Annotated in this window: 8 protein-coding genes and 1 pseudogene; 4 read left to right on the top strand and 5 right to left on the bottom strand. The window is 60.1% G+C overall.

Annotated features, from left to right (window positions below):
- Positions 1 to 764 precede the first annotated feature (764 nt).
- Positions 765 to 2,327 (top strand): PAS domain-containing sensor histidine kinase, encoded by a 1,563-nt coding sequence (locus QCM77_RS11065; RefSeq protein WP_279683426.1) that lies wholly within the window; start codon positions 765 to 767, stop codon positions 2,325 to 2,327.
- 963 nt (positions 2,328 to 3,290) lie between these two features.
- Here the strand turns inward: QCM77_RS11065 and QCM77_RS11060 are convergent.
- The 4 genes from QCM77_RS11060 to QCM77_RS11045 all read right to left on the bottom strand — a co-directional run bounded on the left by QCM77_RS11060 (position 3,291) and on the right by QCM77_RS11045 (position 11,989).
- On the bottom strand, positions 3,291 to 6,920 hold the full coding sequence (locus QCM77_RS11060; RefSeq protein WP_279683424.1) for a LodA/GoxA family CTQ-dependent oxidase: 3,630 nt from the start codon (positions 6,918 to 6,920) through the stop codon (positions 3,291 to 3,293).
- 21 nt (positions 6,921 to 6,941) lie between these two features.
- On the bottom strand, positions 6,942 to 8,669 hold the full coding sequence (locus QCM77_RS11055; RefSeq protein WP_279683422.1) for a thiamine pyrophosphate-binding protein: 1,728 nt from the start codon (positions 8,667 to 8,669) through the stop codon (positions 6,942 to 6,944).
- Positions 8,591 to 9,832, bottom strand: coding sequence for an aldehyde dehydrogenase family protein (locus QCM77_RS11050; RefSeq protein ID WP_279683421.1), 1,242 nt, complete (start codon positions 9,830 to 9,832; stop codon positions 8,591 to 8,593). Before QCM77_RS11050 ends, QCM77_RS11055 begins: the two co-directional genes overlap by 79 nt.
- A gap of 669 nt (positions 9,833 to 10,501) precedes the next feature.
- Positions 10,502 to 11,989: an MFS transporter gene (locus QCM77_RS11045; RefSeq protein ID WP_279683419.1), complete on the bottom strand. Its 1,488-nt coding sequence runs from the start codon at positions 11,987 to 11,989 to the stop codon at positions 10,502 to 10,504.
- Between the two features lie 302 nt (positions 11,990 to 12,291).
- Between QCM77_RS11045 and QCM77_RS11040 the strand changes: the two genes are divergently transcribed.
- The 3 genes and pseudogenes from QCM77_RS11040 (at position 12,292) to QCM77_RS11030 (ending at position 14,007) form a co-directional block, all read left to right on the top strand.
- The gene (locus QCM77_RS11040) at positions 12,292 to 13,263 is read left to right on the top strand and encodes a helix-turn-helix domain-containing protein (RefSeq protein ID WP_279683417.1); all 972 of its coding nucleotides are present in this window, start codon (positions 12,292 to 12,294) and stop codon (positions 13,261 to 13,263) included.
- 174 nt (positions 13,264 to 13,437) lie between these two features.
- Positions 13,438 to 13,584: pseudogene (locus tag QCM77_RS11035) on the top strand (TetR/AcrR family transcriptional regulator); the annotation flags it as partial.
- Positions 13,585 to 13,623: 39 nt separating this feature from the next.
- Positions 13,624 to 14,007: an LmrA/YxaF family transcription factor gene (locus QCM77_RS11030; protein WP_511337193.1), complete on the top strand. Its 384-nt coding sequence runs from the start codon at positions 13,624 to 13,626 to the stop codon at positions 14,005 to 14,007.
- 77 nt (positions 14,008 to 14,084) lie between these two features.
- Here the strand turns inward: QCM77_RS11030 and QCM77_RS11025 are convergent, their stop codons facing one another.
- Positions 14,085 to 15,032 carry an MBL fold metallo-hydrolase gene (locus QCM77_RS11025; protein ID WP_347882364.1) on the bottom strand — a complete coding sequence of 316 codons (948 nt, stop codon included), beginning with the start codon at positions 15,030 to 15,032 and terminating at the stop codon, positions 14,085 to 14,087.
- Positions 15,033 to 15,106 lie beyond the last annotated feature (74 nt).

Below are 15,106 nucleotides of genomic sequence, written 5' to 3'. Positions count from 1 at the left end.
ACCTGATGATCAGCGAGACCAAATGGCGGCGGAGACACCCCTGCTGTGCGCCGCGGCGTATATTGGCTCGACCCCGGCTATCGATAATGTGATACTTGCGTTGTCTTTTCCGCAGGGTGAGCCAACAGTCTAACGACTTGCGCTCTCAGAAATATCGAAGTTTAGGGCGATGGGTGTTTTCGTGGATGAACGATTCTTGAAGGACCGGGTCCGGATCATTCGGAATCTGGCAGACGATGCGCCCCCGTTCATTAGGAAGAGGCTGCTGGACCTCGCGTTCCTGCAAAATAGATTTTTGGCTGCGATGCAGCCTACCGACGATTTCGCTGCAAGCCAACGGTCGTCGTGGAGTTCGCGCGATGGTGCTTGCCGGCAGCCCTCGGTCGATCAAATTCCGCAGTCCGGCTCTTGCCTGCGAACTGTGAGCGGCGTCAGGAACTGCGGAGCGAAGCTGTGATGAAGTTGCCCCGAGTCAGGTATCGCCTTGTGCGCTGCAACCGACGCGTTCGCGATCCAGAGTTGTCAACGGACGAGCATTCTCTGTAAACGCTGAGCGCGAGATTGAACATTTTGAATTACCTAGCTATAATTCCACTCTGTGCTGTTTGGCGTTAGCTGCAAGGTCGATGGCACGGCTTATTCGCCAAGCCGGGATGTACCTGAAGGTTGAGGATCCACGACGGGATTGCAACTCCTCTACGACGTGAAGGGCCGTAAGATCGGTTACCCGTCTTCTAGTGCTCGATGGTGTGGAGGGGACAATCATGTTGTGGCATCGACTAGTCCGTCACGCTCCTCCGCCCGTCGTTAAAGAGGTGCCCAAGGAAATACGTCGCAGAGGGGAGCTCTTCGAAGAAGCGCAACGCATTGCCCATGTCGGCTACTGGGAAGGCGATCTCGGAACAGACCGGATCACCTTTTCGGACGAAGCATCTCGTATCTTCGATCTGGCGCCGCGTGAGGGAACCATTACGATTGAGGAGGTGACCGAGCGGCTACATCCGGAGGACCGTGCGATCTGGCGCTCAGCGATAGCCCAGACGCTACGCGGCGGTCCTCGCTTTATTCTCAATTGTCGGTTAGTCAGGCTCGATGGCGAGGTGCGGTTTGTCAGCAGCCAGGCCGATCTGACTAGGGACGCATCCGGCAGACCTCTTAGCCTCTTCGGAGTGGTCCAGGACGTTACCGATCTCAAACGGGCCGAGCATCTGACGCAGCTGGTTTTCGAACGTTGCCCTGATGCAATCTGCATCATTGGGCGGGACTACCGGTACCGACGCGTTAATCCGGTCTTCGAACATATGACAGGAAAATCGGCCAAGGATGTGATCGGGATGCACGTGGCCGATGTCTTGGGAAACACGGTTTTTGAGCAGACGGTCAAGCCGAAACAGGACCGGTGTTTCGCAGGAGAAGAGGTCAGATATGCCGACTGGTTCACGTACCCTGATACTCAACGATATATCGCGATAAGCCATTCACCCCTGTACTCCAAGTCGGATCGGGTGGAAGCCATCCTTTCGATCTTTCACGATCTTACAGACTATGCGTTGGCGTCCGAAGCCTTGCGATCGGCGCAGGCGAAGCTTGCGCACGCCAACCGCGTCGCGACCATGGGGCAACTCACGGCCTCAATTGCCCACGAGGTCAACCAGCCAATCGCTGCGGTCGTCATGAACGCCCAAGCAGCTTTGCGCTGGCTCGATGCCGACCACCCCAATCTTCAGCGGGTCCGTCAATCCCTGGATCTGATCGCTGACGATGGAGCACGAGCCGGGGAGGTCGTTAGCCGAATTCACGGACTTCTGAAGAAGGCACCGCCACGCAAGGATAGCATCGACCTCAATCGCGCTGTCCTTGATGTGATCACCCTCACTCAGGGCGAAGTCCTAGAGCACGGACTTCTTCTGCAGAAAGATTTCGCGAAGGATTTACCACTTGTGGAAGGCGATCGCATCCAACTGCAACAAGTGATTCTTAATCTTATTATGAACGCCGTGGACGCGATGAGCTCTCTTGCAAACGGCGTCAAGGAGCTCACGATTAGCACTTCAAGCGACGCCTCTGATCGCGCGCTGGTGTCTGTGCGGGATACCGGGCCAGGCGTGGACCCAAACATCGAGAACCGCCTCTTCGAGGCGTTTTACACCACTAAGCCGGACGGGATGGGAATGGGGTTGGTCATCTGTCGTTCGATCATCGAGGCGCACGGGGGACGGTTATGGGTGACCGCGAATAAACCACGGGGAGCGGTGTTCCAGTTTAGCTTGCCTACAAAGCAAGACGACCATTCTAAGGGGGGTCCACGCCAAAACGTGGCAGCATGAGCTCAATCGCAAGCATGCTGCAGATCCTGGGAAGGTAAGACCTCATAGTGGAGCAATCTCTGTAAACCTTTCCGGCACATCTCTTTGCGATGAAGCGCTTGCGTCCGCAAAAAGTCTGCCGACTGCATCAATTCACATTTACTCCGACATCATTGCATTACATCTGCGCTCACTCGCAGGAGAACCAAGCATCCGCAAGCCGAGCTATGTCTATACAGTGCATGAGCTGCGCCCGTGGCCCTTGCTCCCACCGATCATCGCGAAATCTCCAATGGCGTTAAGCGGCACTCCATCGTCCCGTAGCCATCGTCGGCCGGACAAGAATATTAGCGGATCATGTAATCAAGCCCGACAAGATCCGAATGGCAATCACTGAGACACAAACGACGTTGCCCGGCTGACCGGCTGTGGCCATTTCAACGCTCGCAAACTCTGTCTCAGCTTCACAGATATTAGATCACCTCCCACAAAGACGGTCGAGAGGTAGCCAAGCGGAGACTGTTACGGAATTGTCGGTTTCGGACGCCTTCAATTGAGCCTTTCCATTGCAAACGCCTAACGCGCTGTAGCTTCGCGCTGTGCGTATCGGGCGGGCGAGCACCGAAGGGGTGCCTGCGCTACCCGATACTGCTCTGCCGCTCTCCGAGATCTGCTTACGCGGTGCTTACGCGAAGAATGTTTCAGATCGGGCAGATTGCCTGTCGTGTCCAATCGACCCTTTAATTGCGGTTTGTTGTCAAGCTACCATTCTTTCTCTCCGGTGGCACGCCGGTAGCGATTGCTCCGTCGGAGCTGGTCGGGATTGCGGAGACGGATGCTGGCGGCGAGCTTTTCAATTCCGCCCGGCAACTGGGCGCACCGCTCCATTGCACCTCGTCTATCGCATTGTGTTCTCCGTCTTTTCTAGCGAAGTGAGTAAGATGATCTGAGTGCCTTGATCGGCTGAACCACCACGTGCCTGTCCTAATGAACTGCACCATATCCGAGAGCGATACCTGTTGGATGAAACTCCTCCTCCTCGACGGTCGCTTCCAGCCGCAGCGCTTTTGGGTTCTCGTCGGCGACATTCGGCAGTGGCATGCGTTGTCCGATCCAGGCCGACAACAACGTGCGAATGGTGTTGCCATCGCAGCCCGGGGGAACTGCGTCGAATAGTTGACCGAACGGGCTGGCCTCCAACTCGGACAGCACTTCGCCATTCGCTGAACTAGTGAGCTTCGCCTTGAGAAAGTGCAGAAAGCGCCCGGCGGCCATCGAAAAGTCGGATGCGTCCCGAATGTCCAATAGGGCCCTCACGAGATCGTCCTGCCCGGACTGTCGATCAGTGACGCGCAGTTGAGTCATCATGTGATAGACGGAGCGCACCATCGCCCAGGCAAGCCAGGTATCGTATTTCGTGATGACTGCGCGGGCCTGGTCCAGCTCCTTGTGAGGCGTGGCTCCGTTTCCGCTTCCGTCGCGATGCGCCTTGTCGATACCGTCAAGCCAGAGAAACACCCGCCGCGGCGACGCGGTTTGCCTCAGGCTTCCAAACCGCTCACCGGCGATCTGCGCTACGAATTTGAACTTGGTGCGGCATGCCTCATCGAGGCGGCGTTCGTCCAGGGATTTGGGCCTCTGCCGGTCGCGCTGCTTGAAAGATGGTGCTTCATCCTGCACCCAGTCGCGCCACAGCTTGATTTCGGCCTCGGTGAATACTCGAAACATGGCGCCTTCAAACTCGAGCAATTTGAAGAAGCGGCTTCCGTCGGGATCGCCGGGCACGATATAGCCATGTTCAATCAGGCCTGTGAGGAACGCTTTCGGATCGTTGAAGAATTGGTTGATTGGTACGCCGCCCAGTTTTTTGGTACCGTGGTTATATTGTCCGTAGATCTTCTTCGCGCTGATCAACTGGAGCAACTGGTCTTCGATGGTGCGCGGCTCTCTGAGGACATGGATGATCTGCTGCATGAGGATGGCGAAGGTGAGGGCGTAAGCGACGTAGCCATCCCAGATGCGAGACCATTGCGCTTGCACCGCCTCGTCTCCGCCATGCAGCATGACGTTGTGGAGATAGATCTTCACCGCCCGGAGGATCTGCCCAGCGTGTCCGTCCTCGGCATTGTCGATGGCGATATGGAGACGATGAAACTTCGAACTGAGGCCAACATGCTCGAGGATCGAGGCAGCTCGGTGCAATTCGAGCGCAGTCCATTCCAACCAAAGCGTCATGCCAATGATTTCGGGATAGTACAGGCTCGGAAACTCTGAAATTCCGAGCTGAAATGTGGCGCTTTCGAAGGCGGCATCCAGGAACTGGGGATCAAAGGCGAACGCGGTACTGGCCACGGGCGCCGGATAGAAGCCGAAGGAATGGCAGAGGTCGCGGTAGACGTTTGCGTGATTCTGCGAGACCTGGCCGTCGCCAAGCTCCTCGTTGAAGATCGAGAACAGCGTCGAGTTCACCTCATCCATCGGTCCCATGCGGTGCACGTTGCGTAGCCAAGCGCCGTCAAGGAAATTGAAGGGGGTGAGCTGCTTGGCGCGCTCGATGACGTTCTCACGGGTGAAGAAGTACGGGTTGTGCTCCTCGTTCGCAGCGTTGTAGGGCCTGCCGTTCTCGGTCAGACCGAACTCCATGCAATCGTCATATATGTCCTTCATGCGCGCTTCGAACACGTCCTCCGAGTACCGGAAAGGCCGGACATTGTTCATGAAATTGAACGCGCTTGGCAATTTCTGCACGTCGCGCGCTGCCTGCAGAACACTCTCCACATACTCTTGCGCCTTGCCGAGGCAACCGCGGTGGTCCTCCAGGTTGAGCAGCGTATGAAAGAGATAGCGGATGTCCATACCCGCGTAGGGCAGGCGCTCGGTCTCCACATGGACGTCCTCGCCGCTGGCGGAGCGAATCCGCCGGACGAAGCCGAGCTCGTGCCAGTAGCGAATCATGTCGTCGGCGCCGCGCCGCGCCGAGTCTCGCGGATCATCGCGCGTCGCCGCGGGGTTCTGCCAAGGCCGGCGCAGCAGCGTGCTGACACCCAATCCCCGGTCCCACTTCACCCGCCCTTCGAGGCCCTCGCGGACGCTTTTGCCTCCCGGCGACCACAGTGCATTGACCTCGTCGAATACCTGCTGCGGAATGACGTCGTCAGGCCGCGCGGATGGCCACCAGTTTTCGCGCCGCAGATAGAGGCCGGCCTGCCAGGGCACGCTCAGGCTCGACGTCAGGTCACCGGCCTTGATCGAGCCGCGGTTGATCCGAAAGGCGCCGGCATAGGTGGCGGGGTCCTTGGCCCGTGGGCCGACCTCAACCCCCGGTGCGAACGGACCGCCCACTGCCTGGTCCAGCACGACGCGCTGCAGCTCACTCACGCGCCCGTCCGAGGTCACCGGGGATCGCAGCGGTTGATCCGCTGCTTCCGCGCTGGCGGTCGCCGCGTGCTTCCATTTTTCAAGCAGGCGATACTGCTGTGGCAGCAGCGAGAACCAGCTCGCCGGAACGCCGGGCTGGCCGGGCCCTCGATCGCCATAGAGTGGCGGCATATAGCGCGCGGTGGCCTGCTTCACGGCGGCACTGCCTTCCGCTGTCGGATCGCGCAGCATCGCGAAAATCCGAGCGCGCTCAGCGGCGGACTGGCAATGCGCGAACGAGAATTTATGGCCCCTCCGGGCGTCATTGTTCACCCACCCGATATTGTCCATGCGGGAGAGCAGGGACTGAAGGCGCTCATTGTCGACATCGGTCCTCTCCTTCAGCCATCCGGCGTCGATCGCGACCTCCTCCGCGACATCGTAGAGCGTGACCAGTGCATCAATGGATGGCGCATAGTTCGGTGGCCCCACCACCACCCATGCCGCGTCCTTGGGATCGGACACGTCGATCCGGCGTCCGTCGGGCAGTGTGACGGCCGCCGACACCGGGCCATCCGAGACGTCGTCGTACCAGTAATCGTTGTTGGCCCAGTAGTCGGTGCTTCGCGCGTCAGCGCCAATCGGATTGTCAGGAATCGTTGATCCCGCTCGCCCGAGGCCGCCAAGCACCAGCAGCCGTCCATCCTCGTCCACCTGGAGCTCGCCAAGGTAAACGGGCACGCCGAGAAATGCGCCGGTATCGAACCGTGGACTGACAGATGCACCCGAGGACGAGATGGTCCGGGCGCCGGGATCGATGATCAGCTCGGTGCGCTCGTCGGGCGCGCGCGTGTCTGGATACTGATGGGAAGCGCCGTTGCTGTTGCGCAGCCGCGGTGGCGCGTTGCTGGCAAGGCCATCATGGAACCGATGCGAGGCGCCCTTCTTGTTGACGAGATGAGCGCTCCATTCGACTTCGACCGTGGGTTCGTCGCCAGCAGGCTTCAGCGGCAGTTCGCCGAGATTGTTGCCATCCTTGTCGTAGCCATAGAGCCGGAAAACAGCAGCCTGCCGCCGGACGCGGCCGCTCGAATCCTTGTAGCCGCCGGCCGGTGCATTCTTGGCGCCCTCCAGAGTGTCCGCGGCCACATAGAAGCTGTCCGGGCTGTTGCCAACTCGCGCGATTCCGATGCCCGGATGAATCCGACAGCTATGGACCTTGGAGAACGGGTAGCCGGTGCTCGCTGTTCTTGCCATATCCTTGCTCCTCGGTTGGTGCTAGGTGCTTTCAAAATCCTCCACGCCCGGCGCGGGCTGGAGGCTGGTCACGCGCACGTCGACGATCGCGGTCTGCCCCTGGCTGCTGCGCTGGAGTGCCGCGGCGAATTGACTGCGAAAATTTCCGATATTCTCCACGGGCAGGTGCGCGACGCCCCGCGCGATCGTGGCGAAGCTGCTCTCCAACCCGAACCGCGTGCTCTCGGAGCCGTGCTTGCGCCACTGATACTCCAGCCACCCGAAGCCCTGGTTGTTGAGCACGACGTAGGTGACCGGCAAGCCGTAATCGATCGACGTGAACAGGTCGGCGCGGGCGATATTGAAGGCGCCGTCGCCCACCAGTGCGACGACCGGCCGATCCGGCCTCGCGGCCTTCGCGCCGATCGCTGCGGCGACGCCGAAGCCCAGGCTGGTCTGTTCGCTCGGGACGATGGATCGCTGGTCGGCGCCGAGCGTGAACGAAGGATAGAAATACGACCACATGTCGAGGAGGCCGTTCTCTTGCACCAGAATGCTGTCGCGCGGCAGCGCGGCTTCGAGTTGCTCCATCAGCGCCGGCAGCGAAATAGCGTCGCTCTGCCTGCCCTCTTCGAGGGCGGCAGTTCGTGTCTGGAAGGCGGCGGCCTTGCTGCGCCGGATCTGGTCCGACCACGCCGGCCGGCTGCCGAAGGTATCATCGCACGACAGCCGATCGGTGATGCCGTCACACGAGGCGACAATCTTCGGGCCGGAGTACGCCGTCGACATCTCCTCGCTCGTGATGTTGATCTGTAGTACCCGCCCGTGAAGCCGCCTGGAATCCAGGAGTAACGTGGCTGTCTCCTCCAGGCGGCTACCGAAGCTCACCAGGCCGTCGCAATGCTCCCATAGCTCGCGCAGGGGCTTTGCCGTATAGAGGCCGGCCAGCCCGCAGAACAGCGGATGCCGCTCGTTGGCTGCGCCGCGACCCGATGCGGTGGTGAACACCGCAGCGCCAACTCGGGCCGCCAATTCTTCGTAGCCGACCGTCCTGCTTCCATCGAGCGCGCCGCCGCCGAGCAGGAAGATCGGCCGCTCCAGTCGCCTGATGAACCTCTCGACCTCCGCGGCAGAGGAGGCGGACAGATGGGGATGATGTCGGACCGGTGGATCATACGCGATGCCCGTCGCCGTGACGTCGGCGAGGTCGTCCGGGATTTCAATATAGGTCGGCCCCGGGCTGTCATTTGTGGCAAGGAAAGCGGCCCGCTGGATCGCCCACGGCAACTGGCTCGCATGCTCGATCCGGTACGCCCACTTCACCAGCGGTCGGATCACGGCGGTCTGCTCGAATTCCTGGAACGCGCGCGCGCCGAGGCGATGGCGTGCCGTGCCGACCGCGACCACCACCACAGGCGCGCACGAGGCGCGGCTTTCCAGCACACCAGTTAGCGTGTTGGTGACCGCCGGTCCTTTGCCAACGATGCAGATGCCCAACTTGCGTGAAGCCAGCGCATAGCCGGTCGCCATGAACATCGCATTGCGCTGGTCTTTGGCGACGACAAAGGTGATGTTGCGCCCCTCCAGTGCCTTCAGGATGCTCAGGTCGTCGCCCGGAATTCCGAACACCGGATTGGTGCCGGAGGCTTCGATGAACCGGGCGACCTCCGTCCACGCCGACAGCGCTTGACTCATGGCCGCTGCCCCACCATGCGGGCGATGGTTCGCGACAGCAGAATCGGCTCGATACGGAGATCGCCGTTTCGCCACGCGTAGTTCGCCATTCGGCCATAGCCACCGAACGGCGTGTTGCCGTCTTCGATGTCGAAAAGCGTGCAGTTGACGGACACCATGTGGCGCTTGCGCAGGAAGTCCTCTATCTCCGGCACAGCGTAGACGCTCGCGCCCAGCGCGCGTTCAGTATAGATGTCGAGCGACAACTCGCGGACGAGATCCTCTGGGGTGTCGTATGCGATGACGTTGAAGATCGGCCCAAAGAACTCGACGATGTCGGCACGATTGTGCAGCGAACTAAAGATAACTGTGGGCTCCACGTGCCGCGTGGAGTATCTCACGGCACCGCCATGCACGATCCGCTGCTCGTTCTCCAGGAGGTATTTGGAGATTTCATCCAGCGCCGAGCCGTAGAACAGCGGCCCGTAATCGGCGTCGGCATGTTTGCGCGATCCGAATTTCAGCTTCTCCAGCGCCAACTGAAGCCTTTTAAGAAAGACGGTGCTGTGGGTTCTCGGGACGAAGATGGCGTCGGGACCCATGCAATCCTGCCCCGAGTTGAACAGCCGGACCTGGATGAGATCGCGGATCGCCTTGTCGAAATCCGCCAAGGGGCCAACGATGAATGGGTTCACTCCTTGCCCAAAGAAGACAAAAAGTTGCTCGCGTGGCAGCGATTTTCGCAGCTTCTCCGAATTGCCGAACGTTCCGGTGAACACTACGACATCCGCGTCCCGCGCGACCCGTTCGACGAAGACCTTCTGCTCGTAGGTCACAACATCGATCGGCAATCGATGATGCGGGGCGAGCAGCCGGTGCAGCCGCTCCATCGGCTCTTTCACGTAGCTCGACGGTCGCAGCGAGATCTTGCGAATATATAGTGATGGAACGACAGCATACAGGACGTAGGAGTAGAGCAGAACATTGGACGGCATGAAGGCGGCGAGATGGTTCAGCGTCTTCGGGCGATTGTTGATCACTTCATCCGCAGCACCCGACAACGCGCGTTCGGACGCCAGGATCTCGGCTTCAGCCGCCTGGAACGTTGCCGTCTCGGTGAGGATGTCCAGGACCGCGGCTCGTTCGGAACGCAGATAGTCCCGAAGCCTGTCGATCGCATCCAGCCGGTCGGCCTCGAGAACCGGAGGCGCGGTTGCGACATTGTCGACCGCAGGGAAGGCATCATTGAGACGATTCATGGATAGTCCCTTTCGCTGTTTCCAGGGGAGTCGAACGCGGTCTTCGTCAGATGTCGGGTGCTAGTGCGCAGCGTGGCGCGAGATTCCATCGATCATCCGTAGTGATAAATGCCATGAGCTTAACCGCCCAGCGCTACGCATTGCGCGCCGCGCCTGTGGCTTGAACCTGTTGCGCCAACCAATATGCATCGTGCACCTATCGTCGCATGGCACGTCTGTCGGCGACCAAAACACGCCGCCGCCGGCCCATCCGTTGTTCGGAACAGGCTTGCTTCGATTCGTTGATAAGAGGTCTGATTTGCAGTCCGGTTCTGCTTTTCGAAGTGATCTATATCGACCGGTCAGTCTAACTTTATGGCGGCAATGCCTAGAGTCAAGGCGCTATATTCAATCAAAGAGAGAATGCAATGATGCTTCCAATCGCACCGTGCTTCGCTGCACATCTAATGCTGCGAGACCGTGTGGCTGCAGCATGAATATCCTTGTCTCTTGCTCGGGTGAGCGGCGCGGAAATCCCAATCGGGCGGGGCGCATTGCTGCTTTGTCATGCATTAGCCCGCGATGAGAGCGAGTAACACAAGTTCATCCCCTGATTGTCATATATATCGCGCGCGTCGCATCGCGCGCTGTGATGAGTGCCTCTCCATGCGCGCGTGCCGCGGTCCGCTCTCAGGCTCGCTTTGTGCGGGTGAGGTAGAGAAAGCAAAGCGCGCTCAGCGCCGTTGCGAACAAGTTGAAATAGGTCGCCGTGCCCAGAGCGTGTCCGTAGTGGTAGCTCCTGGCCTCCAGTGTGAGTGCTGGTTCCGATAAGTCGGCGAAGAAGATCACGCCGACGATCGCTACACCAAATGCCGCTCCCAATGTCTGCATGGTGCCGACCATACCGGAGGCCATGCCGGCCTGCGCTTCGGGAACCGTGGAAAGGCTGGCGTTGAGCGCGAGCGGAATGGTCAGGCCCTGGCCGAAACCATTGAAGATCAACGAAGCAACCAACAGCGGCGCGCTGGTCGGGACGATGAAGGCGACGAGTACGGACAGCGTGAGACCGGTGAAGAAGGCGCCGACGCCGAGCAGCAAGGATCGGCCGCCCATGTGGCGCACGATAGCGGGGCTGAGACGCGCGGCGGTGATGAACGCGAGCGCCGTAGGAGTGAAGATCAGCCCGGCGACCAGAGGGGTGTAGCCGAGGCCCGCTTGCAGGAGCAATGTCAGGGACAGGAAAAAGGAGCTGATGGAGGCGAAGAACAAAAATACGCCGATCACGCCGGCGAGCAGGCGGCGATTGGACAGCATGGTGATATCGAAAATCGGAACCTGACCCCGGCGCACGAGTGCGGCCTCGAAGCGCGCAAACAGATAAAAGATGGCCACCGAACTGAGGGGGAGAACGATCGACCACCACGGCCAGCCGTGATCTTGGCCTTCAAGGAACGGAACGAACAAGATCAGAAGACCCGAGGCAAGGATGATCGCCCCCTTGACGTCCAACCGAGCGGGAACCGGGGCTCGGGTTTCGATGATCCACATTGAGCCGAGCAGGAGCATCACCAGGCCGACCGGCACGTTGATCAAGAAGATGAGGCGCCACCCGAGGCCGAACAAGTCATAGGTGACGAGCAAGCCTCCGCCGATCTGCGCTATCGGTGAAGCCAGGCCTTGGACGATACCCATGATGCTAAAGGCTTTCGGCCGCGCCTCGCCTTCGAACAACACGCGGATGGTCGCCAGAATCTGCGGCATCAGGAGCGCTGCGCCTATGCCTTGCAGGACTCTCGCAGCGATGAGGAACGCCGCTGACGGTGCGACGCCGCACAGGGCGGATGCGACGGTGAAGACGCCCGTTCCGATCAGGAACAACCGCTTTCGGCCAAACAGGTCGCCAAGACGTGCGCAGTTCATCAGAAACACGCCGTAGGCCGCGCTGTAGGCGACCATCACCAATTGCAGATCGGCGGGACTCGCATGCAGATTCTGCCGGATGCGCTCCAGCGCGACGTTGACGATGAACAGGTCGAGGGTCGTCATGAATATCCCCGACACCAGCACCGCTAGCGAGTACCAGCGATCACGTACAGGCTCGCTGGGGACCTGGACAAGCCCAACGCCGACGAGCTGTCCCTGGGCGGCATTCTGGTCGGCCGACGACGCGAGTTTCATTGGGAGCTCCCCTGGCTGCGGTTTCGTCAGATTGCTGTTGGTATGACGTCTGCGAATACTTTCGATAGCGCTTGACGCCCGATGCATTGCCGAGTCTCGCCGTTCGCCGGCTGGCGTTATGCGCAGCGCCGAGCGTTGGTCGCGCGTAAACGTGCGCCGCATCGCAGCGCCATGCGCAGGACACGCGATCAGTGCCGAGCAACATATTTGCGGATGATCCTGACGCGGTGTTGCGCGATTGACCACTGGCACGAATGCCGATTATGATGAATATCGTGTCAAACCGCGCGCAGTGACCTGGCATGAACTCCCGGAAGATCGCTATTCTGACCTATGACGGGGTCAACACCTTCGAACTGGGGATCGCCATGGAGGTGTTTGGCCTGCCCAACATGGGACCCGGCTGGTACGACGTGGCGGTCTGCGGCGATCGAAAGCGCGGAATGACATCGAGTTCGTGCAGCGTTCAAATCAAAGCCAGCAGAGGGCTGGATGCGCTGAACGATGCAGAGACCGTGATCGTGCCGGGATGGCAGGATATCGACGCGCTGCCGCCGCGCAACATTCTTCAGCGCTTAAGGGCGGCGCATGCCCGCGGCACCAGGATTGCGACGATCTGCGCAGGTGTCTTCGTGCTGGCGGCGACGGGCCTGTTGTCGGGCCGTCGTGCGGCGGTGCATTGGGCTCAGGCCGAGGCGCTCAAGCGGAAGTATCCCGATATTGAAGTCGATTCCAGCGTACTATACGTCGACGATGGGGACATTCTGAGCTCCGCGGGCCGCGCTGCCGGATTGGACCTTTGTATTCACATCGTCGAGCGTGATTTCGGGACCCGCGCCGCCAACGATGTCGCGCGCCGATTGGTCGTTCCAGCTCACCGGGCGGGAGGCCAGGCTCAGTACATTCCGCGCCGCACGCAACCGGTGCGCAATGCGATGGGCGATCTCTTAGTCTGGATCAAGCAAAATCTCGAAGAAGACCTGGCGATCGATAGGCTGGCAGAGCGGGCGCGTATGTCGCGCCGGACTTTCATCCGACGGTTCATGGATGCGACGGGCACCATGCCGGGAGAGTGGATTACGCTCGAGCGGATGAACCATGCGAAGATGCTTCTCGAGGATACGCGGGCCTCAATCGAACAGGTTGCCGAGATGTCGGGGTTCGGCTCGGTCGACACGCTACGGCATCACTTTCGCGCGAATCTAGCGACGAGCCCGACGCGCTATCGGGCCTGCTTTCAGGAGACCTTCCCGGAAAAGCGCCGCAGCTACTGACGGCGAGAGCGGCAAAACGGTGAGAATGTCTGGTCGGAACGTGCCCGCCGTATTCCTTCCGGACGCACACCCATACCCCGCCGCAGGGCACTCGGAGACGCTCCAGCCCCACTATGGCGTCTGGCGCGTTCTTACTCTAGTCTTGAGCTAACGAAACCAAACCATTCTTGTCCAATGCAGTCGAAGAGACAAAAAATTCTAGAAGCGGCCATCCGCCTGTTCGAGCTCGAAGGCATTCAAGCCGTCGGTATCGAGCGCAACATCGCGGAGTCCGGTGTTACGAGGATGACGATGTATAATCAGTTTGGATCGAAGGAATCGCTGATCGTCGAGGCCCTCCAGGAGTGCGCGCGGCGCTCCATGCATTCCTTGAAGGCGTTTGTCGACAAAAGCCGCTCCCCGCGCGGCAAGGTGAGGGCGATATTCCTTTGGCATGATCAATGGTTTCGTCGTGCCAATTTTGAAGGTTGCGTGTTCAACAACGTTGCAGGCGAAATCCACGACGGAAATTCCGCGGTCCGTCGCGCGGTGCTCCGTTACAAGCGTGACATGGAACGATATGTCGCGTCTGTCCTGGCCGACCAGGGCATTACGTCATCCAAGCGGTTGGCAACGCGGATCATGCTTCTCGTCGAAGGAGCTACCGCGATGGCCTATGTGTGCGGCAAGCGCGACGCGGCCATCAAGGCATGGGATGCATTTGAACCCTCGCTCAAAGCGCGCGAGCTTCTCGAAGCCGTTTGAAGTACGGCGGCCTGCCCGCAAAAGCCGGCGCCCGCAGCACGCTTTTCGAAATTATCGGCGCGATTGCAGGCTCCTTATTACCTAGCCGCGGCATGGGGGGCCGCGACGGCGGCACCGAACTCCAGGATCTGTCCATCGTCGGGGATTCGGAGTTGCGCGGCAGATATTCCGCGAGCGAGCGCATGCTGCCGCAAATCGGCGCGACCGACCGTGGCATGATCCAGCGAATCGAGATGAGTCGCGACGACAATGGCGTCAGGCGCGGCGTTACACACCGCAACAGCCTGCTCGGCGTCCATGGCGATCTGCTCGCCCTCCCACAGAGCGCCACAAGGATGGACGACAATGATGTCGGGACGGGTGTTACGTATCGTCGCTTCGACGGGCGGATACAAAACCGTGTCGCCCGACCAGTAGAGCGTCGGTTCGTGCGCAGCCTCGATGCTGAAGCCGATCACGGGGCCCATCTTCTCGACAACCGCGCCAAAACCGTGCTGTCCGTCGCGCCGCGTTAGCCTGATGCCTTGCCAATCGATGGTGTCGATCAATGGCGTCACGTTCTCGAAGCCGAAGGAGCGAATTTTGTCCTCGTCGCCCGGCTGGCTGATCAGCGGCAGTTGCTTCGGCACCAGGGACTGAGCGAGGGAATCGAAATGATCCGAGTGTAGATGAGAGACGATGACAAGCTCGACGCCGTCGAGAATCTCGTCGGTGCTGGTCGGAAGGTCCACCAAGGGATTGCGCGAGCGCCCTGCAAAGGCTGGCCGACTGTGTTTCGGCGCAAAGAAGGGATCGATCAAGATCGTGCGGCCGGCCACCTCCAGTATTAGGGTGGCATTGCGCAAAAGCCTCAGTTTCATCGATGTACTCCTTTTGAGATCGGTTGCTGCTCGGGCGGTGCCGGAATCGGCTGGGAAGACGTTGGGCGCGCCTGCACTGATCAAGATCGTTAGCGCGCGCACGCACGTTGGCCAGTGCCAAGGATGACAGTTATCGTGAAAATCATGCCATTCCTGTTTGGACAATCACAATGCGAGGTGACCACAGTGGGCGGCACGTAACGAACCGGAGGCGTGAACATAGTTATGCGGGAGCGCAC

This window comes from Bradyrhizobium nivariense, assembly GCF_029846695.2.
Lineage (GTDB): Bacteria > Pseudomonadota > Alphaproteobacteria > Rhizobiales > Xanthobacteraceae > Bradyrhizobium.
The sequence above is the reverse complement of the archived record's forward strand: the minus strand, read 5'-3'. Positions and strand labels throughout refer to the sequence as shown.